The following is a 17,806-nucleotide window of genomic DNA, read 5'->3' as shown; positions in this document are numbered from 1 at the left end:
CTGCGTCGCTCTCGCCCGTCTCTTGCCCGAAACGTAATCGACATGGTTGTCTGCCGCTTTGTTGAACAGCGCGGTACGGCCGGGCCCCCGGCGGGCGAACTCCGTGGGGAGTCGTGTGCGGGCATGTTGGTTTCGCACGGCGGGACCAGCGGTTAAGCCCGCGGTGGCCGTGCCGGCGGCCGGCGATCCCGGTGGCGTTCCGCCGACGTCTAGGCACGCACCAGCAGTTGGAAGTCGAAGGCGTACCGGGACGCCCGGTAGACATGGCTGCCGTACTCGACCGGGCGGCCGGTGTCGTCGTAGGCCGTGCGGCGCATGGTGAGCAGGGCGGCGCCCTCCTTCTCGTCGAGGCGGCCGGCCTCCTCGGCGGTGGCGCTGCGCGCCCCCACGGTCTGCCGGGCGCTGTGCAGGGTGATCCCGGCCGTCCTCATCATCCGGTACAGCCCGGTCGACTCCAGCCGTTCCGTGCCGAGTTCGAGCAGGCCGGCGGGGAGGTGGTTGCAGAGGAACGCCACCGGCCGGCCGTGCGTGCAGCGCAGCCGCTCCAGCACGACCACCTCCGCGCCCTCCGCGATGCCGAGGGCGGCGGCCACCTCGCCGGTCGCCGGGACCCGCTCGTTGCGCAGCACCCGGGTACTGGGAGCCTGGCCGGCCGACTCCAGGTCGTCGTAGAGGCTGCTCAGTTCCAGCGGCCGCTTGACCTGGCTGTGCACCACCTGCGTGCCCACGCCCCGGCGGCGGACCAGGAGACCCTTGTCGACGAGCGACTGGATGGCCTGGCGGACCGTGGGCCGGGACAGGCCTAGCCGCACCGACAGGTCGATCTCGTTGCCCAGGAGGTTGCCGGGGGCCAGCACCCCGTGCTCGATGGCCTCCTCCAACTGCCGGGCCAGCTGGTAGTAGAGCGGGACCGGGCTGCCGCGGTCCAGCGCGAAGTCCAGGGAGCCGAGGGCCGAGCCGGTCGAGGTCCGGCCGGAGTCGGCGGTTCGGGCGGAGTCGGCGGTTCGGACGGAATCAGCGGTTCGGGTCACCGGGAGGCCTCCTTCCGGGGTTCGAGGGGATCACAGGTGCCGGCGGCGGCCGGCGACCTGCCGGTCGTAGTCCTCGCGGGCCCGCACGGCGGGCTCGCGGGTGGCGGTCGCGGCCACCGGCACGTCCCACCAGGCCTCGGCCCCGGGCGCGGTGGACGCCGGGTCCGTCTCGACGTACACGCAGGTCGGCCGGTCGCTCGCGCGGGCCGCGGCGAGCGCCGCGCGCAGCTCGCGCACGGTCTTGGCGCGCAGCACCTCCATGCCGAGGCTGGCCGCGTTCGCCGCGAGGTCGACCGGCAGCGGGGCACCGCCGAAGGTGCCGTCGGCCGAACGGAAGCGGTAGGCGGTGCCGAACCGCTCGCCGCCCACCGACTCGGAGAGGCCGCCGATGGAGGCGTACCCGTGGTTCTGGATCAGCACCAGGTTGACCGGCAGGCCCTCCTGGACGGCGGTGACGATCTCGGTCGGGTTCATCAGGTAGGTGCCGTCGCCGACCAGCGACCAGACCACGGTGTCCGGGGCGGCCTGCTGGACGCCGATGCCGGCCGGGATCTCGTAGCCCATGCACGAGTAGCCGTACTCCAGGTGGTACTGGCGCGGCGACCGGGCACGCCAGAGCTTGTGCAGGTCGCCGGGGAGCGAGCCGGCCGCGTTGATGACCACGTCCTCGTCGCCCACCACCGCGTCCAGGGCGCCGAGCACCTGGGTCTGGGTCGGCACCGCGTCCTCGTCGTCCGCGCGGTAGGCGGCCTCCACGACGGACTCCCAGCGCTCCTTGCCCGCCCGGTACTCGGCCTCGTAGGCCGCGGCCACCCGGTGCCCGGCGAGGGCCTTCGCGAGGGCGTCCAGCCCCGCCCGCGCGTCGCACACGAGGGTGCGGGCGGCCAGCTTGTGGGCGTCGAAACCGGTGATGTTCAGGTTGAGGAAGCGGACGTCCGGGTTCTGGAAGAGCGTGCCGGAGGCCGTGGTGAAATCCGTGTACCGGGTTCCGACGCCGATCACCAGGTCGGCGGTGCGCGCCAGGTCGTCGGCGACCGCGGTCCCGGTGTGCCCGATGCCCCCCAGATCGGCCGGGTGGTCGTGGCGCAGCGCGCCCTTGCCCGCCTGGGTCGAGGCCACGGGGATGCCGGTGGCTTCCACGAAGGCCCTCAGGGCGTCCTCGGCGCGGCTGTGGTGGACTCCGCCGCCCGCGACGATCAACGGCCGCTCGGCGGCCCGTAGGGCGTGTACGGCGTCCGCCAGCTCGGCCGGGTCGGGGGCGGGCCGCCGTACCCGCCAGACGCGCTCGGCGAAGAACTCCTCGGGCCAGTCGTACGCCTCCGCCTGGACGTCCTGCGGAAGGGCGAGGGTGACGGCTCCGGTCTCGGCCGGGTCGGCGAGCACCCGCATGGCGTTCAGGGCCGAGGGGACCAGCGCCTCGGGGCGGGTGATCCGGTCGAAGTAGCGGGAGACCGGGCGCAGCGTGTCGTTGACCGAGACGTCGAACTCGACCGGGTGCTCCAGCTGTTGCAGCAGCGGGTCGGGCGCGTGGCTGGCGAAGTGGTCGCCGGGCAGCAGCAGCACCGGCAGCCGGTTGATCGTGGCCAGCGCGGCACCGGTCACCAGGTTGGTGGCGCCCGGCCCGATGGACGTGGTCACCGCCTGCGCGGAGAGCCGGTCCAGCTGCCGTGCGTGGCCGACGGCCGCGTGCACCATCGCCTGCTCGTTGCGGCCCTGGTGGTAGGGCATCACGTCGCCGTACTCCAGCAGCGCCTGGCCGATGCCCGCCACGTTGCCGTGGCCGAAGATGCCCCAGGTGCCGGCGATCAGCCGGTGCCTGACGCCGTCGCGTTCGGTGTACTGCGCGGACAGGAACCGCACCAGCGCCTGGGCGACGGTCAGGCGGGTGGTCGGCTGGCTCATGGGGACCTCATTCGGGCGGGACGGTGTCCAGGGGTACGCCGGGCGGGAGCGGGTAGGGATCGCGGGGCTCACGGGTGGAGAGGGTGCCTCTCAGGTGTAGTTCGGGGCGGGCCGCACTGTCAATGGTTTGTACTTACATTCGGACCTGAGTGTGAAATGATGTCTTAACAAAGTATTGACAGCGGGCCGCGCAGGGACTTGTATCCCGTCCCAACGCACAGCACCGACCCGGACCGGCTCCTTCCGGACCGGGTCCGGGATCCTCGCGGATCCCCTCTCCTTCCCGTCGCACAGTGAGGTGCAGGCACGATGGACCGCTCATCCCGAAACCGCACGCGGAGACTGGCCCCCTTCGTGGCCGTGGCCGCGGCGGCCGCCCTGACCCTCGCCGGCTGCTCCAGCAGCTCCGGCGGAAAGAAGTCGGAGGAGGGCGGGGCGTCCGCCGCCGCCGGCAAGGCGAGCACCCCGCGCATGACGGTCGCGCTGGTCACCCACCAGGCTCCCGGTGACACCTTCTGGGACATCGTGCGCAAGGGCGCCCAGGCGGCCGCCGACAAGGACAACGTCAAGCTCGTCTACTCCGCCGACCCGAACGCGGGCATCCAGGCCAACCTGGTGCAGAACGCGATCGACCAGAAGGTCGACGGGATCGCCGTCACCCTCGCCAAGCCGGACGCCCTCAAGGCCGTCATCGGCAAGGCGACCGCGGCGAACATCCCGGTGGTCGGGCTCAACTCGGGCGTGAGCGACTGGAAGAAGCTCGGCCTGCTGGAGTTCTTCGGCCAGGACGAGACGGTCGCGGGCGAGGCGCTCGGCAACCGGCTGAACACCGAAGGCGCCAAGAAGGTCGTCTGCGTCATCCAGGAGCAGGGCAACATCGGCCTCACCCAGCGGTGTGACGGCGTGAAGAAGACGTTCTCCGGGACGACGGAGACCCTGTACGTCGACGGCACGTCCCCCACCTCGGTCAAGTCCACGATCACCGCCAAGCTCAAGACGGACGGCGCCATCGACCACGTGGTCACGCTCGGCGCCCCCATCGCGCTGATCGCCGTGCAGTCGGTGTCGGACGCGGGCAGCAAGGCGCAGATCGCGACCTTCGACCTCAACAAGGACCTGACCGGCGCCATCAGCAAGGGGACCATCGAGTTCGCCGTGGACCAGCAGCCGTACCTGCAGGGCTACCTGGCGGTCGACTCGCTGTGGCTCTACAAGAACAACGGCAACTACACGGGCGGCGGTGAGCAGCCGGTGCTGACCGGGCCGGCCTTCGTCGACAAGTCCAACGTCGAGAAGGTCGCCCAGTTCGCCGCGAAGGGCACACGGTGATCGGTATGAGTCACCAGGCACCGCCCGCGGTGGCGACACCGCCGGCCCCGGGCTCCGGGCAGAAGGACGGCCGCACCGCGCACCGCCCGCTGGCGCTGCGGGTGCTGGCCCGCCCGGACGTGGGCGTGTTCCTCGGCGCGGTCGCCGTGTACGTCTTCTTCCTGGTCGCGGCACCGCCGGTGCGCGAGGCCGGTGCGATGGCGAACATCCTGTACCAGTCGTCCACCATCGGGATCATGGCGCTGCCGGTGGCCCTGCTGATGATCGGCGGCGAGTTCGACCTCTCCGCCGGTGTCGCGGTGGTCAGTTCGGCGCTCACCGCGAGCATGCTCAGCTACCAGCTGACGCTCAACGTGTGGATGGGCGTCGTCGTCGCCCTGGTCGTGTCGCTCGCCATCGGCGCCTTCAACGGCTGGATGGTGGTGAAGACCGGGCTGCCCAGCTTCCTGGTCACCCTGGGCACCTTCCTGATCCTGCAGGGCGTCAACCTCGCCGTCACCAAGCTGGTCACCGGCAACGTCGCCACCGACGACATCAGCAACATGGACGGCTTCGACCAGGCCAGGAGCGTCTTCGCCTCCTCCTTCCACATCGGCGGCACGGAGGTGAAGATCACCATCGTGTGGTGGCTGGCCTTCGCCGCGATCGCCACCTGGGTGCTGCTGCGCACCAAGTACGGCAACTGGATCTTCGCGGTAGGCGGCAACAAGGAGAGCGCCCGTGCGGTCGGCGTCCCGGTGACGTTCACCAAGATCTCGCTGTTCATGCTGGTCGGCTTCGGCGCCTGGTTCGTCGGCATGCACCAGCTGTTCTCCTTCAACACCGTGCAGTCCGGCGAGGGCGTCGGCCAGGAGCTGATCTACATCTCCGCCGCGGTCATCGGCGGCTGCCTGCTGACCGGCGGCGCGGGCTCGGCGATCGGCCCGGTCTTCGGCGCCTTCATGTTCGGCATGGTGCAGCAGGGCATCGTCTACGCCGGCTGGAACCCGGACTGGTTCAAGGCGTTCCTCGGCGTGATGCTGCTCGGCGCCGTCCTGATCAACCTGTGGGTCCAGCGCACCGCGACCAGGAGGTGACCCGATGACTGACAACGGAACCGGAACCCACGGCGCCACCCTCCCGGACACGGAGCCGGCCGAGGACGCCCCGATCGTCGAACTGCGCGGCGCGGGCAAGTCCTACGGCAACGTCCGCGCCCTGCACGGCGTCGACCTCAAGGTCTTCCCCGCCCGGGTCACCTGCGTCCTCGGCGACAACGGCGCCGGCAAGTCGACCCTCATCAAGATCATTTCCGGGCTGCACCAGCACACCGAGGGCGACTTCCTCGTCGACGGCGCGCCGGTGCGCTTCGGCAGCCCGCGCGAGGCCCTCGACAAGGGCATCGCCACCGTCTACCAGGACCTCGCGACCGTCCCGCTGATGCCCGTGTGGCGGAACTTCTTCCTCGGCTCCGAGATGACGAAGGGGCCCTGGCCGGTCCGCCGTCTGGACATCGCCGGGATGAAGGAGACCGCCGACCGCGAACTGCGCAACATGGGCATCGTCCTGGACGACCTGGAGCAGCCCATCGGCACCCTCTCCGGCGGCCAGCGCCAGTGCGTGGCCATCGCCCGCGCCGTCTACTTCGGCGCCCGCGTCCTGATCCTGGACGAGCCCACCGCCGCCCTCGGCGTCAAGCAGTCCGGTGTGGTCCTGAAGTACATCGCCGCCGCCCGCGAGCGCGGCCTCGGCGTCATCTTCATCACCCACAACCCGCACCACGCCTACATGGTCGGCGACCACTTCAGCGTGCTGCGCCTCGGCACCCTCGAACTCTCCGCCGAGCGCAGCGGGATCACCCTCGAAGAGCTGACCAACCACATGGCGGGCGGCGCCGAACTGGCCGCCCTCAAGCACGAACTGTCCCAGGTCCGCGGAGTCGACACCGAGGAACTCCCGGAAGAGGAGGACCTGCCCGCCCGCGCGGCGGCCGGTCCGGAAGGAAAGTCCTGAGCATGGCGAACGCCCTCGACCGCATCCGTGTCGGCTCGGCCCCCGACTCCTGGGGCGTCTGGTTCCCCGACGACCCGCAGCAGGTCCCCTGGGAACGCTTCCTCGACGAGGTCGCCGAGGCCGGCTACCGGTGGATCGAACTGGGCCCGTACGGCTACCTCCCCACCGACCCGGCCCGGCTCACCGACGAGATCGCCCGGCGCAACCTGAGGGTCTCGGCCGGCACCGTCTTCACCGGCCTGCACCGCGGCCCGGCCGTCTGGGAGTCCACCTGGGAGCACGTCAGCCAGGTCGCCACGCTCACCCAGGCGATGGACGCCAGCCACCTGGTGGTCATCCCGTCCTTCTGGCGGGACGACAAGACCGCCGAGATCCTGGAGCCGCACGAGCTGACCGGCGAGCAGTGGGCGCACCTGACCAAGGGCATGGAGCGCCTCGGCCACGAGGTCAAGGAGCGGTACGGCCTGGACATCGTCGTCCATCCGCACGCCGACACCCACATCGACACCGAGGAGCACGTGGAGCGGTTCCTCGACTCGACCGACGCGGACCTCGTCGGGCTGTGCCTGGACACCGGCCACTACGCGTACTGCGGCGGCGACAGCGTCAAGCTGATCGAGACCTACGGCGAGCGGATCGGCTACCTGCACCTCAAGCAGGTGGACCCGGCGATCCTGGCCGACGTGCGGGCCAAGGGCACCCCGTTCGGGCCGGCCGTGGCCCAGGGCGTGATGTGCGAACCGCCCACCGGGGTGCCGGAGCTGGGCCCGGTGATGGAGGCGGCGCAGCGCCTCGGCGTCGACCTGTTCGCCATCGTCGAGCAGGACATGTACCCCTGCGAGCCGGACAAGCCGCTGCCCATCGCGGTGCGCACCCGGCAGTTCCTGCGGTCCTGCGGGGCCTGAGGCGGGAACACGGGCCGGGGTCCGGACGTTCTCCGGATCGACGGGACGACACCGGGCCATGGGGGCGACGATGACGGACGAAGAGCGGACACGGGCGGACGCGGACACCGCGGCCGAGGCGGTGCGGCACCGGCGTTTCGGTGCGCTTCCCGAGCGGATCCGCCCGCAGGACATGGTCGAGACCCGGCCGGCGACCGCCCACGACCCGGACCGGGACGCCTACGACCCGGACGAGTTCGCGGTCCGCTACGGCCTCTGAGCGGCCGCGACCCGGACCGCGCCGTGGGCGAGCAGGCTCTCGGCGCAGTCCAGCACCGTCTCGCGGGCCGGCCGCGGCCGCCAGTCCAGCAGCCGCGCCGCCTTCTCGGTGGTGTGCCGGTTGCGGCGGCCCAGCGCCGGGGTGATCTCCCGCAGCGAGGGGTCGCGGAAGCGGGCCGCGAGGCGCACGGCGAAGTCCGGCAGGCCGCGCGTCGGCACCTGCCGTCCGCGCTCGCCCAGGCCCTCCCGCAGGAACCGCGCCAGATCCGCCATCCACACGAACTCGCCGGTGGCCAGGAACCGTTCGCCCGCGGCGGCCGGTGAGGTCATCGCGGCGAGGTGCACGTCGACGAGATCACGCACGTCCACCACCTCCAGCCCGATGCGGGGCACGCCGGGCATCGCCCCGGAGAGCAGCCGGGCGACGATCCCGACGGAACCGGCGGTGTCCGGCGTCAGCACCGGCCCGAGGACGGCGCCGGGCAGCACGGTGGCCAGCTCGGTCGCTCCGCCGTGCTCCCGCACGAACTCCCAGGCCGCCAGCTCGGCGAGGGTCTTCGAACGCCGGTAGGGGATCAGCGTGGGATCCTCCGGATCGGTCCACAGCGTCTCGTCGGTGACGCCTTCGGAGGCGTACGACGACGGGCTCGCGGCGTTCGCGGCCGACGTCACCACCACCCGGCGTACGCCCGCCGCGGTGGCGGCCCGCAGCACCCGCAGGGTGCCGTCACGGGCCGGGGTGACCAGGTCCGGTGTCGTGGCGCTCACGCCCAGCGGCGAGGCCACGTGGAGCACCCGGTCGACGCCCTCCAGCGCGGCCTTCCACCCTGCGTCGGCGGTGAGGTCGGCGACGGCGAAGTCCAGGCGCCCGGCAGGGGCGGCGACCGTCGCGACGGCGTCGAGGACCGCCTGCTCGCGGCCCGGTGAGCGCACGGTCGTCCGCACGTCGTAGCCGCGGCGCAGCAGTTCGGCCACGCACCAGCCGGCGATGTATCCGGTGCCGCCGGTCACCAGGACGAGTTCGGGCATGACTGACCTCCACGGATGTGCTGGGATGTGCCAGAATCGGCAATGAAACGGAGACCCCTCCGCTACGTCTCCCAACGTACCGGAGGGGTCTCCGGTTAGCAATCCACACCGGACGGACGACTGACACCCGTGAACCCGCAGCCCTCGAAGCCGACCCGGAAGGACGCCCGCGACAACCGGGACCGGATCCTGGCCGCCGCGCGGACGGAACTCTCCGCCGCCACCTCCGCGTCGCTCTCCGCGGTCGCCCGCACGGCCGGAGTCGGCATCGGCACCCTCTACCGGCACTTCCCGACCCGGGAGGCGCTGATCATGGAGCTGTACCGGCACGACCTGCGGTACCTGATCGACCTCGCGCCCGAGCTGCTGCGGACGCGTCCGCCGCTGGCGGCCCTGCGCGGCTGGCTCGACGAGGTGGCCCGCTACGGCAGGCTCAAGTTCGGCGTCTCCGAGGTCGTGCACGCGGCGACGGGCGGCGGCACCGACCCGATGTACGAGCCGTTCGTGCGCGCCATCGCGGTCCTGCTCGACGCGGGCGCGGCGGACGGCACGCTGAAGCCGGACGTCGACCCCGAGGACGTGCTCCTGCAGCTCGGCGTCCTGTGGCGGATCGACCCGGCGCGCGGCGACGCGCAGGCGCGGGCGGCGCGGATCCTGGAACTCGTCGTGGACGGGCTGCGGGCCCGGTGAACGAAGGAGCGGCGGGGGGGGGGGGGGCGGGGCCGCCGGGGGGGGGGGCCCGCCCCCCCCCCCCCGCCGCCGTGCGCGGTGTCAGGCTCCGCGCACCTCTGCGATCGACACCGGACGGTGCTCGTGCAGAGACAGGGTGCAGGCCTCCGCGATCCAGCCGGCCTCCAGGGCGTCCTCGACCGTGCAGGGCGAGGGCCGGGAGCCGGCCACGACCTCGGTGAACGCGGCCAGTTCGGCGCGGTAGGCCGCGGTGAAGCGGTCCATGAAGAAGTCGTGCGGGGTGCCCGCGGGGAAGGTCACGCCCGGTTCGACCGAACGCAGCGGCAGCTTGTCCTCCAGGCCGACCGCGATCGAGTCCCGGAAGCCGTGCAGCTCCATGCGCACGTCGTAACCCCGGGCGTTGTGACGGGAGTTGGAGACCACCGCGAGGGTGCCGTCGTCCAGGGTGAGGATCGCGCCAGTGGTGTCGGCGTCGCCCGCCTCCTTGATGTAGTCGGCGCCCCGGTTGCCGCCCGCCGCGTACACCTCGGTGACCTCACGGCCGGTCACCCAGCGGATGATGTCGAAGTCGTGCACGGAACAGTCCCGGAAGATCCCGCCGGACACCGCGACGTAGGCGGCGGGCGGCGGCGCCGGGTCCAGGGTGGTGGACCGGACGGTGTGCAGCGCGCCCAGCTCACCGGCCTGTACGGCGGCCCGCGCGGCGGCGAACCCGGCGTCGAACCGCCGGTTGTAGCCGATCTGGATGGGCACGCCGCTGCCCCGGACCGCCTCCAGGACCCGCACGCCCTCGCTCATCCGCCTGGCGACCGGCTTCTCGCAGAAGACCGGGATGCCGGCCTCGACGCCCGCCAGGATGAGCGCGGGGTGGGCGTCGGTGGCGGCCGCCACCACGATGCCGTCCACCCCCGCGGCCAGCAGCGCCTCGGGCGAGTCCACGACCTCGCCGCCGAACTTCTCGGCGGCGGCCTTGGCGGCCTCCGCGAACGGGTCGGTGAGGACGAGCGACTCGACCGCGTCGAGCCCGGACAGGGTCTCGGCGTGGAAGGCGCCGATGCGGCCGAGGCCGAGGATTCCGATACGCATGGCGGTGTTACTCCTTGATGTGTACGCGTCCCCGAGGGGCGCGGGCTGTACCGATGTGCGGCTGCGCCGCGTGGGCACGAGCGGCCACGACGCGGCCGCGGGCGACCCGTGACCCGGCGTGGCGGCCCCTCAGTCGAGCCCGCCCAGCACGTTCTGGTCCCAGTCGATCACCGAGCCGGTCACCACGCCCGACCGGTCCGACAGCAGCAGCACCACGAAGTCGGCGATCTCGTCCGGCCGGCCGAGCCTGCCCATCGGCAGCCGCGCGGCGGCCTCCTCCAGCCACCCGTCCACCGCCCCGTGGAACTCCCGCTGCGTGGCGTCCTCTCCCTCCGTCGCCGTCCAGCCGATGTTGAGGCCGTTGATCCGCACCCGGTCCCAGCGGTGCGCGTGCGCCGCGTTGCGGGTCAGCCCGATCAGCCCGGCCTTGGCCGCGACGTACGGCGCGAGGAACGGCTGCCCGCCGTGCGCGGACGACGTGATGATGTTGACGACGGTGCCGGGCGCCTTGCGGGCTACCATGTCGGCCACCGCCGCCTGCATCGCGAAGAACGGCCCCTTCAGGTTGACCGCGATGTGCTGGTCGAACAGTTCGGGCGTGGTGTCCAGCAGGGTGCCCCTGGAGGTCAGCCCGGCCGCGTTGACCAGGCAGTCGATCCGGCCCCACGCCCCGATCACCTCGGCCACCGAGGACCTGGCCTGCCCGGCGTCCGACACGTCGGCCCGGACGTACCGCGCCTGGCCGCCGGCGGCGGAGAGTTCGGCCACCAGGGCCTCGCCGGGCCCGGGGCGGCGGCCGGTGACGGCGACCGTGGCGCCCTCACGCACCGCGGCCCGCGCGACGGCGGCACCGACGCCCTGGCTGCCGCCGTTGACGAGGACGACCTTGTCGTCGAGAAGTCCCATGGATTCCCTGGCCTTTCCGCTCGCTCAGCTCTCGCGCCGGACCGTGGCGGCCCGCAGTTCGTCCCGCAGCACGCGCGTCGCCCAGCCCTCGCGCAGGGCTCGCCGCACCAGGTCCGCCTGCGAGGGCGGGGCCATGCCGTCGACCGGCGGGTCGTTGTCGAGGTTGGTCGGGAAGGGGTAGCCCTCGGCGCTCGCCGCGATGACGTGCTCCAGCCAGGCCTCGGACGCCCCCTCCTCCTGGCGCCGGCGCAGCACCGGGTAGACCGCGTTGGTCACCGCCTCCCGGTCCACCGTCTCCATGGCCCGGCCGAAGGCCGAGGAGACCTGGAGCAGGTTGGCGGTCCGCCGCACGTCGACGCTCCGGTTGGTGCCGGCGCCGTGGAACACCGCCGGGTTGAAGAACGCCGCGTCGCCCTTGGCCAGCGGCAACTGCACGTGACGGGCCTTGAAGTACTCCTGGAACTCCGGGCGCCGCCAGGCCAGGTAACCCGGCTCGTAGGTCTGGGAGTACGGCAGGTACAGCGTGGGCCCGGACTCCACCGGCATGTCGCAGTGCGCGACCGCGCCCTGCAGGGTGAGCGCGGGGGAGAGGCGGTGCACGTGGGCCGGGTAGGCCACGGCCTGCTCGTCGGAGAGGAAACCGAGGTGGTAGTCGCGGTGCGCGGTCTGCGCCACCCCGCCCGGGTTGACCACGTTGACCTGCGAGGTGACCTGGTAGCCGGGGCCCAGCCAGGCCCGGGAGACCAGGGCCAGGATGTCGTTGGCGTAGTAGTCGGCGAACACCTCGGGGTCGTACAGCGCCGCCTTCTCCAGCGCGTTCCACACCCGTTCGTTGGCGCCGGGCTTGGCGAAGTGGTCGCCGGCCCGCGCGCCCGACTCCTTCTGCTCCGAGATCAGCGCGTCGAACACCGCCGAGGCCCGGTCCACGACCGTCGGATCGGGGAAGGCGCCCTTGAAGACGACGACGCCGGGGCCGTCGGTGAGGGCGCGCACGAGTTCGGACCGGATGCCGTGGGAGGCGTCGCGGGCGCGCAGCCGCTCGCTGTCGTAGACGAGGACGCCCTGCTCGACGGCCGCGGCGTGCGGATAGCCGGCCGGGTCGGTGGTCCGCTCGACCAGTGCGCGGAAGGTGTCGAGATCGCAGTCCTGCCCGGAGAGCCAGGCCCGGTCCTGTTCGGCGGCGAGGGACATCGGCGTCCTTCTTTCGGTCATGGCCACGGTCACGGCCACCGTCACGGCTGTGGTCAGGGCGACGGCTGGGGTGGGGCAGGGTCACGGCTGCGGTCGGGGCCGCGGTCTCGGCCGGGGCCGTGGGAGCGGCGGGGCCCTGTCATTCTTGTCAGTACAAACCCCTCCAACAACCAGCAGCGAGCCATCAAAAACCCCTCAAGGAGCCAGGCTGTGGGCCACCCTTTCCCGATCCGGGAGATCGCACGTCAGGCAGGGCTCAGCGAGGCCACCGTGGACCGCGTCCTGAACAACAGGGGAGGGGTGCGGGAGAGCACCCGGCGGGAGGTGCGGCAGGCGATCGCCGATCTGGACCGGCAGCGCACCCAGGTCCGGCTGGTGGGCCGCACCTTCATGGTCGACATCGTGATGCAGGCTCCCGAGCGGTTCACCACCGCCGTGCGCGGTGCGCTGGAGGCCGAGCTGCCCTCGCTGCACCCGGCGGTGGTGCGCTCGCGGTTCCACTTCCGCGAGACCGGGCCGGTGGCCGAGCTGGTGGCGACGCTCGACCGGACGGCCGACCGCGGCTCGCAGGGCGTGATCCTCAAGGCGCCGGACGTCCCCGAGGTCACCGAGGCCGTGGGCCGTCTGCGGTCGGCGGGCATCCCGGTCGTCACCCTCGTCACCGACCTGCCCGCCAGCGGCCGGCTCGCCTACGTCGGCAGCGACAACCGGGCGGCCGGCGCCACCGCCGCCTATCTGACGGGCCAGTGGCTCGGCGACCGTCCCGGCAACGTCCTCGCCAGCCTCAGCAGCGGCTTCTTCCGCAACGAGGAGGAGCGCGAGATGGGCTTCCGCAGTGTCATGCGGGCCACCCATCCCGAGCGCACGGTGGTGGAGATCGCCGAGGGACAGGGCCTGGACGCCACCCAGTACGACCTGGTGCGCGCGGCACTCGAACGCGACCCGGAGATCCGGGCCGTCTACTCCATCGGCGGCGGCAACAACGCGACCCTGCGCGCCTTCGCCGACCTGGGCCGGGAGTGCGCCGTGTTCGTCGCGCACGACCTCGACCACGACAACACCCGCCTGCTGCGCGAGCACCGCCTGTCCGCCGTCCTCCACCACGACCTGCGCCACGACATGCGCGAGGCCTGCCACCTGGTGATGCGCGCGCAGGGCGCGCTGCCCCCGGCGGGTCCGACCCTGCCGTCGGCCATCCAGGTGGTCACGCCCTACAACATGCCCGCGTCCACGGTCCGCTGAGCGCGCTCACAGGCTGATCGCGTACGCCTTGCGCAGCGTCTCGTGCACCGTCCACGTCGTACGGTCGCCCGCGCGGAGCACCGCCATGTCCCCGGGGCCCACCGTCAGCGTCGGGCCGTCCGCCACCTCGATCGTCGCCGAGCCGCTGACCACGACGAACAGCTCGTCCGCCTCGGTGTCGGTGACCACCCCCGGGGTGATCTGCCAGATCCCGCGGATCTGCCTGCCGTCGGCCGACTCCCAGACCACCTTCCCGGTGACCTCGGGCGTGCCGGAGAGGACCTGGGCCGGGTCCAGCGGCTCCGGTTCGAGGTCGGCGTCGGGGATGTGCAGGGCGAAGCTGTGCGTCGTCATACGGCGACCCTAGCGAGGCCGCCCGCATCCTGGACGTGGACAGGGTGTGGGGCATCCGGCCTGGTGGGAGGACACTTCGTCGGGCCGCGCGGACTGGCGGGTGCGGCGCGCCGGGGCGATCGTTGAGGGCATGGCCGACTCCTCGGCGGTGGCGCAGCCGCACACCCACGACACCCGCGAGGCCGTCCTGTTCGGCGGGGTCTACGGCGCCGTCCTGGCCTCCTCGATGGTCGCGGCGCTCACCCAGTACGGCCACACCTCCGCCGCCAGCCGCCGCTACGACGCCCTCTGGCTCCTGGTGACCGCCGGCGCCTCCGCCCTGGCACACGGCTACGCCCACTACATCGCCGAACGCGCCCCGCACCGGCGCTGGGACGGGCTGCGCGCCCTGGCCCTGGAGTGGCCGCTGGTCACGGCGGTGCTGCCCACGGTCCTCCTGCTGGCGGGCGCCGGCTGGAACTGGTGGCCGCCCAAGGGCGTCGAGTACCCGGCGTTCCTCCTGAACATCGTGATCCTGTTCGGGCTCGGTCTCGTCACGGCCCGCCGGTCGGCGCGGAGTTGGCCCGCGGCCGTCCTCATCGGCCTCCTCGACGCGCTGCTCGGCGTGATCGTGGTGGTCGCCAACGCGCTGATCAAGTAGATCCGGTTCCTTGAACGGGCAACGGTCTACGATCACTCCTGGTCACTGTTCCTCCGGGGCAAGGAGCCGGCATGACAACCGAGGACGCGCTCACCGCCGAAGCCGTCGAGAGCCTGCGGAACACCGACGACTCCCGGCTGCGCGAGCTGCTCGCCGCGCTGATCCGGCATCTGCACGCCTTCGCGCGCGAGACCCGGCTGACCCTGCCCGAGTGGGAGAACGCGGTCGCCTTCCTCACCGAGACCGGCCGGACCTGCACCGACACCCGCCAGGAGTTCATCCTCCTGTCCGACGTCCTCGGCCTGTCGATGGTGGTCGAGACGGTCAACGGGCACACCGCGCCGGGCGCCACCGAGTCCACCGTCCTCGGCCCCTTCCACCTGACCGAGTCGCCGGTCCGGGAGCTGGGCGCGGACATCGACCTCGTGGGCACGGGAGAACCCTGTGTGATCAGCGGCGTGGTCCGGTCCACCGACGGCACCCCGCTGCCCGGCGCCGTCGTGGACGTCTGGCAGGCCGACCCGCACGGCTTCTACGACGTCCAGCAGCCCGGCGTCCAGCCGCCCGGCAACGGCCGCGGCCTGTTCACCGCGGACGCCGAGGGCCGCTACCGGTTCCGCACCTGCGTGCCCAGCGCCTACCCGGTCCCGGCCGACGGTCCGGTGGGCGTCCTGCTCAAGGCCACCGGCCGGCATCCCTACCGCCCCGCCCACGTCCACTTCCTCGCCTCGGCCGCGGGACACGCGCCGGTCGCCACCCACATCTTCGTCGCCGGCGGCGAGTACCTGGACTCCGACGCCGTGTTCGCGGTCAAGGAGAGCCTGGTCAAGGACTTCGCGCCGACCGACGACCCGGCGCTGGCGGCGGAGTTCGGGGTGCCGAACCCGTTCCGGCACGCGCGGTTCGACCTCGTGCTGGAGCGCGTGTGAGACCGCCGCGCCGGGCGGTGTACGAGGAGAGCGCCGTCCAGGGGCGGGGCTGACGGTCCTCCGCGCGCCTACAGGGACGTCTGGCGCACCGTGCGGACGCCGTCCAGCGCGATGCCCATCACCCGGTCGCGCTGGGTCTCGTCCTCGAAGGCGGTGGCCGTGATGCCCGAGACCATCCGCAACAGGTCGCCGATCTCCATGTCCGTCCGTACCACGCCCGCCTTCTGGGCCCGCTCCAGCAGCGGGCCGCCGGCGCTGTACATCGAGTCGCGGCAGGCCTGGAAGATCTCGGACTCGTCGTTGAGGGCGTCGCGGACCGCCCGCTTGGTGACCATGTAGGCGGTGAACCGGTCCAGCCAGGCGGTCAGGGCCTGCCAGGGCTCCTGATCGGCCAGCTCGACGGCCACCCGGCACAGGGTGTTGACCTCGTCGGCGTAGACGCTCTCGAAGAGGTCCCGGCGGCTGGGGAAGTTGCGGTACAGCGTGCCGATGCCGACCCCGGCGCGGCGCGCGACGTCCTCCAGGGAGGCCTCCGCGCCGTTCTCGGCGAACGCCTCGCGGGCGGCCGCGAGCAGCGCGTCGTAGTTGCGGGCCGCGTCTTTTCGGTGCGGTCTGCGGGACGCGACGATCTCACTGACGGGGAAGGTGCCGGCGGTCACTGCTGCCTCCCGGGGGACGAAGGTGAACCGGAGGGATTCCTCGACTTCGGTTGAAGCGGAGGCACACCTCCAGTACAGTGGAGGGGTACCTCCACTTTAGCAGTGCGAGAAGGGCCCGCCACGGCCGGACGCGGCCTGCGCCCGCGCCCTTCCGTACCCGCCCAGACATCCCCTTTCCCCGTTGTTTCCCTCCGTGTCCGATGTTCGGAGAGGCTCCTTCATGCCCCGGAAGTCCACCCGCCTCACCTTCGCGGTCCTCGCGACCGGTGCCGGCGTGTTCTCCATGCTCCAGTCGTTGGTCGCGCCGGCCCTGCCGACCGTCCAGCACGCCCTGCACACCTCACAGTCCAACGCGACCTGGGTGATGACGGCCTACCTGCTGTCCGCCTCGGTCTTCACCCCGATACTCGGCCGGGTCGGCGACCTGACCGGCAAGAAGCGCACCCTCGTCGCCGTCCTGCTGGCCGTCCTGGCCGGCTGCCTGGTCGCCGCCCTCGCGCCGAACATCGGCGTCCTGATCCTCGCCCGGGTCGTCCAGGGCGTCGGCGGCGCCCTGTTCCCGCTCTCTTTCGGCATCATCCGCGACGAGTTCGCCCCGGCGGAGGTCAGCGGCAGCATCAGCAACCTGTCCGCGGTGATCGCGGCGGGCGGCGGCGTCGGCATCGTGGCCGCGGGTCCCATCGTCTCCGCGCTGGACTACCGCTGGCTGTTCTGGATCCCGGTCGGCGTGGTCGCCGTGACCGTCCTGATCGCCGCCCGTTACGTCCCCGAGTCGCCCAAGAGGGCGGAGGGCAGCGTCAGTTGGCTCGGCGCCGGACTGCTCTCCGCCTGGCTGGTGGCGCTGCTGCTGCCGCTGAGCCAGGCCGGACAGTGGGGCTGGGGCTCGGCCAAGGTGCTCGGCCTGTTCGGCACGGCCGTCGCGCTGTTCGCCGTCTGGCTGCTGACCGAGGCCCGCTCCCGGAACCCGCTGATCGACCTGCGCGTCATGCGGCTGCCCGTCGTCTGGACCACCAACGCCGCGGCCCTGCTGTTCGGCGCGGGCATGTACGCGCTCTGGTCCTTCCTGCCCGGCTTCGTCCAGACGCCGTCCGCCGCCGGATACGGCTTCGGCGCCAGCGTCACCGCGTCCGGACTGCTGATGCTCCCGATGCTGCTCGCGATGTTCGGCTCGGGCATCCTCAGCGGCCGGCTGGAGCCCAGGGCGGGCGCGAAGGCGCTCCTCACCGCGGGCGCGGCCTTCGGCGCCCTCGCGCTCGGGCTGCTCGCCCTGTGGCACACCGCGCAGTGGCAGATCGCCGTCGTCTCCGGTCTGTTCGGCCTCGGCATCGGCCTGGCTTTCGCCTCCATGGCCAACCTCGTCGTCGGCAGCGTGCCGCCCGAGCAGACCGGTGCCGCGACCGGCATGAACGCCAACATCCGTACCATCGGCGGCTCGATCGGCGCCGCGCTCACCAGCGTCCTGGTCACCGGCCGGCTCCAGCCCTCCGGGCTGCCCTACGCCTCCGGCTACACCCACGCCTGGACCCTGCTGGCCCTGTTCTGCCTGGCCGCCGCCGGGGCCGCGCTCCTGGTCCCGGCCCGCCGCGACCGGCGCGTGACCGTAGCGGTCGCGGAGCGGGCGGCGGCAGCACCGGCACGCGTACGGTAGTGTTGACCTGCGTGA

General features: G+C 72.3%; 18 protein-coding genes. 10 read left to right on the top strand and 8 right to left on the bottom strand.

Features of this window, described 5'->3' with window-relative positions:
* Positions 1-209: 209 nt before the first annotated feature.
* Together ACIRQ9_RS00270 and iolD are read right to left on the bottom strand one after the other, a co-directional pair.
* A complete protein-coding gene (locus ACIRQ9_RS00270) occupies positions 210-941 on the bottom strand; it encodes a GntR family transcriptional regulator (protein ID WP_404166377.1) in 732 nt (243 codons plus the stop codon).
* 120 nt (positions 942-1,061) lie between these two features.
* Positions 1,062-2,933 (bottom strand): 3D-(3,5/4)-trihydroxycyclohexane-1,2-dione acylhydrolase (decyclizing), encoded by a 1,872-nt coding sequence (iolD, locus tag ACIRQ9_RS00265; RefSeq protein WP_404165551.1) that lies wholly within the window; start codon positions 2,931-2,933, stop codon positions 1,062-1,064.
* 309 nt (positions 2,934-3,242) lie between these two features.
* Here iolD and ACIRQ9_RS00260 point away from each other — a divergent pair, with 309 nt between their 5' ends.
* The 5 genes from ACIRQ9_RS00260 (at position 3,243) to ACIRQ9_RS00240 (ending at position 7,418) form a co-directional block, all read left to right on the top strand.
* Positions 3,243-4,262 (top strand): sugar ABC transporter substrate-binding protein, encoded by a 1,020-nt coding sequence (locus ACIRQ9_RS00260; protein WP_404165550.1) that lies wholly within the window; start codon positions 3,243-3,245, stop codon positions 4,260-4,262.
* Positions 4,263-4,267: 5 nt separating this feature from the next.
* Positions 4,268-5,338 carry an ABC transporter permease gene (locus tag ACIRQ9_RS00255; protein WP_404165548.1) on the top strand — a complete coding sequence of 357 codons (1,071 nt, stop codon included), beginning with the start codon at positions 4,268-4,270 and terminating at the stop codon, positions 5,336-5,338.
* A 4-nt stretch (positions 5,339-5,342) separates the two neighbouring features.
* The gene (locus tag ACIRQ9_RS00250; RefSeq protein ID WP_404165546.1) at positions 5,343-6,254 is read left to right on the top strand and encodes an ATP-binding cassette domain-containing protein; all 912 of its coding nucleotides are present in this window, start codon (positions 5,343-5,345) and stop codon (positions 6,252-6,254) included.
* Positions 6,255-6,256: 2 nt separating this feature from the next.
* A complete protein-coding gene (locus tag ACIRQ9_RS00245; RefSeq protein ID WP_404165544.1) occupies positions 6,257-7,159 on the top strand; it encodes a sugar phosphate isomerase/epimerase family protein in 903 nt (300 codons plus the stop codon).
* 70 nt (positions 7,160-7,229) lie between these two features.
* Positions 7,230-7,418 carry a hypothetical protein gene (locus ACIRQ9_RS00240; RefSeq protein ID WP_404165542.1) on the top strand — a complete coding sequence of 63 codons (189 nt, stop codon included), beginning with the start codon at positions 7,230-7,232 and terminating at the stop codon, positions 7,416-7,418.
* On the opposite strand, the gene ACIRQ9_RS00235 is transcribed toward ACIRQ9_RS00240, so the two are convergent.
* Positions 7,406-8,446, bottom strand: coding sequence for an NAD-dependent epimerase/dehydratase family protein (locus ACIRQ9_RS00235; RefSeq protein ID WP_404165540.1), 1,041 nt, complete (start codon positions 8,444-8,446; stop codon positions 7,406-7,408). The two genes, ACIRQ9_RS00240 and ACIRQ9_RS00235, sit on opposite strands and share 13 nt — an antisense overlap.
* A 129-nt stretch (positions 8,447-8,575) precedes the next feature.
* Here ACIRQ9_RS00235 and ACIRQ9_RS00230 point away from each other — a divergent pair, with 129 nt between their 5' ends.
* Positions 8,576-9,136, top strand: a complete 561-nt coding sequence (locus tag ACIRQ9_RS00230) for a TetR/AcrR family transcriptional regulator (RefSeq protein WP_404165538.1) — start codon at positions 8,576-8,578, stop codon at positions 9,134-9,136.
* Between the two features lie 81 nt (positions 9,137-9,217).
* Here the strand turns inward: ACIRQ9_RS00230 and ACIRQ9_RS00225 are convergent, their stop codons facing one another.
* From ACIRQ9_RS00225 to ACIRQ9_RS00215, 3 genes are all read right to left on the bottom strand, one after another.
* A complete protein-coding gene (locus ACIRQ9_RS00225) occupies positions 9,218-10,222 on the bottom strand; it encodes a Gfo/Idh/MocA family oxidoreductase (RefSeq protein WP_404165536.1) in 1,005 nt (334 codons plus the stop codon).
* A gap of 129 nt (positions 10,223-10,351) precedes the next feature.
* Positions 10,352-11,128, bottom strand: coding sequence for an SDR family oxidoreductase (locus ACIRQ9_RS00220; protein WP_404165534.1), 777 nt, complete (start codon positions 11,126-11,128; stop codon positions 10,352-10,354).
* Positions 11,129-11,152: 24 nt separating this feature from the next.
* Positions 11,153-12,319, bottom strand: coding sequence for a phytanoyl-CoA dioxygenase family protein (locus ACIRQ9_RS00215; protein ID WP_404166375.1), 1,167 nt, complete (start codon positions 12,317-12,319; stop codon positions 11,153-11,155).
* A gap of 210 nt (positions 12,320-12,529) precedes the next feature.
* Between ACIRQ9_RS00215 and ACIRQ9_RS00210 the strand changes: the two genes are divergently transcribed.
* The gene (locus ACIRQ9_RS00210) at positions 12,530-13,561 is read left to right on the top strand and encodes a LacI family DNA-binding transcriptional regulator (protein ID WP_404165533.1); all 1,032 of its coding nucleotides are present in this window, start codon (positions 12,530-12,532) and stop codon (positions 13,559-13,561) included.
* Between the two features lie 6 nt (positions 13,562-13,567).
* On the opposite strand, the gene ACIRQ9_RS00205 is transcribed toward ACIRQ9_RS00210, so the two are convergent.
* Entirely contained in the window at positions 13,568-13,915 is a 348-nt protein-coding gene (locus ACIRQ9_RS00205; protein ID WP_404165532.1) for a cupin domain-containing protein, read from the bottom strand.
* Between the two features lie 130 nt (positions 13,916-14,045).
* Here ACIRQ9_RS00205 and ACIRQ9_RS00200 point away from each other — a divergent pair, with 130 nt between their 5' ends.
* Together ACIRQ9_RS00200 and ACIRQ9_RS00195 are read left to right on the top strand one after the other, a co-directional pair.
* Positions 14,046-14,555 (top strand): hypothetical protein, encoded by a 510-nt coding sequence (locus ACIRQ9_RS00200; protein WP_404165530.1) that lies wholly within the window; start codon positions 14,046-14,048, stop codon positions 14,553-14,555.
* A gap of 71 nt (positions 14,556-14,626) precedes the next feature.
* Positions 14,627-15,484 (top strand): dioxygenase, encoded by an 858-nt coding sequence (locus ACIRQ9_RS00195; RefSeq protein WP_404165528.1) that lies wholly within the window; start codon positions 14,627-14,629, stop codon positions 15,482-15,484.
* A 68-nt stretch (positions 15,485-15,552) separates the two neighbouring features.
* Here ACIRQ9_RS00195 and ACIRQ9_RS00190 read toward each other — a convergent pair whose 3' ends face one another.
* Positions 15,553-16,143: a TetR/AcrR family transcriptional regulator gene (locus tag ACIRQ9_RS00190; RefSeq protein ID WP_404165526.1), complete on the bottom strand. Its 591-nt coding sequence runs from the start codon at positions 16,141-16,143 to the stop codon at positions 15,553-15,555.
* 220 nt (positions 16,144-16,363) lie between these two features.
* On the opposite strand from ACIRQ9_RS00190, the gene ACIRQ9_RS00185 reads away from it, so the two are divergent.
* Positions 16,364-17,791 carry an MFS transporter gene (locus tag ACIRQ9_RS00185; protein ID WP_404165524.1) on the top strand — a complete coding sequence of 476 codons (1,428 nt, stop codon included), beginning with the start codon at positions 16,364-16,366 and terminating at the stop codon, positions 17,789-17,791.
* The last annotated feature ends 15 nt before the right edge of the window (positions 17,792-17,806 follow it).

It is taken from the genome of Streptomyces sp. NPDC101237 (genome assembly GCF_044767465.1).
GTDB lineage: Bacteria > Actinomycetota > Actinomycetes > Streptomycetales > Streptomycetaceae > Streptomyces > Streptomyces gramineus.
Note: the sequence above shows the minus strand (reverse complement) of the source record. Positions and strands in the feature narration are given on the sequence as shown.

Coding starts and splice junctions, on each gene's coding strand:
- iolD (WP_404165551.1), bottom strand. CDS start 2,933: ATGAGCCAGCCGACCACCCGCCTGACCGTCGCCCAGGCGCTGGTGCGG.
- ACIRQ9_RS00260 (WP_404165550.1), top strand. CDS start 3,243: ATGGACCGCTCATCCCGAAACCGCACGCGGAGACTGGCCCCCTTCGTG.
- ACIRQ9_RS00255 (WP_404165548.1), top strand. CDS start 4,268: ATGAGTCACCAGGCACCGCCCGCGGTGGCGACACCGCCGGCCCCGGGC.
- ACIRQ9_RS00250 (WP_404165546.1), top strand. CDS start 5,343: ATGACTGACAACGGAACCGGAACCCACGGCGCCACCCTCCCGGACACG.
- ACIRQ9_RS00245 (WP_404165544.1), top strand. CDS start 6,257: ATGGCGAACGCCCTCGACCGCATCCGTGTCGGCTCGGCCCCCGACTCC.
- ACIRQ9_RS00240 (WP_404165542.1), top strand. CDS start 7,230: ATGACGGACGAAGAGCGGACACGGGCGGACGCGGACACCGCGGCCGAG.
- ACIRQ9_RS00235 (WP_404165540.1), bottom strand. CDS start 8,446: ATGCCCGAACTCGTCCTGGTGACCGGCGGCACCGGATACATCGCCGGC.
- ACIRQ9_RS00225 (WP_404165536.1), bottom strand. CDS start 10,222: ATGCGTATCGGAATCCTCGGCCTCGGCCGCATCGGCGCCTTCCACGCC.
- ACIRQ9_RS00220 (WP_404165534.1), bottom strand. CDS start 11,128: ATGGGACTTCTCGACGACAAGGTCGTCCTCGTCAACGGCGGCAGCCAG.
- ACIRQ9_RS00215 (WP_404166375.1), bottom strand. CDS start 12,319: ATGTCCCTCGCCGCCGAACAGGACCGGGCCTGGCTCTCCGGGCAGGAC.
- ACIRQ9_RS00205 (WP_404165532.1), bottom strand. CDS start 13,915: ATGACGACGCACAGCTTCGCCCTGCACATCCCCGACGCCGACCTCGAA.
- ACIRQ9_RS00200 (WP_404165530.1), top strand. CDS start 14,046: ATGGCCGACTCCTCGGCGGTGGCGCAGCCGCACACCCACGACACCCGC.
- ACIRQ9_RS00195 (WP_404165528.1), top strand. CDS start 14,627: ATGACAACCGAGGACGCGCTCACCGCCGAAGCCGTCGAGAGCCTGCGG.
- ACIRQ9_RS00185 (WP_404165524.1), top strand. CDS start 16,364: ATGCCCCGGAAGTCCACCCGCCTCACCTTCGCGGTCCTCGCGACCGGT.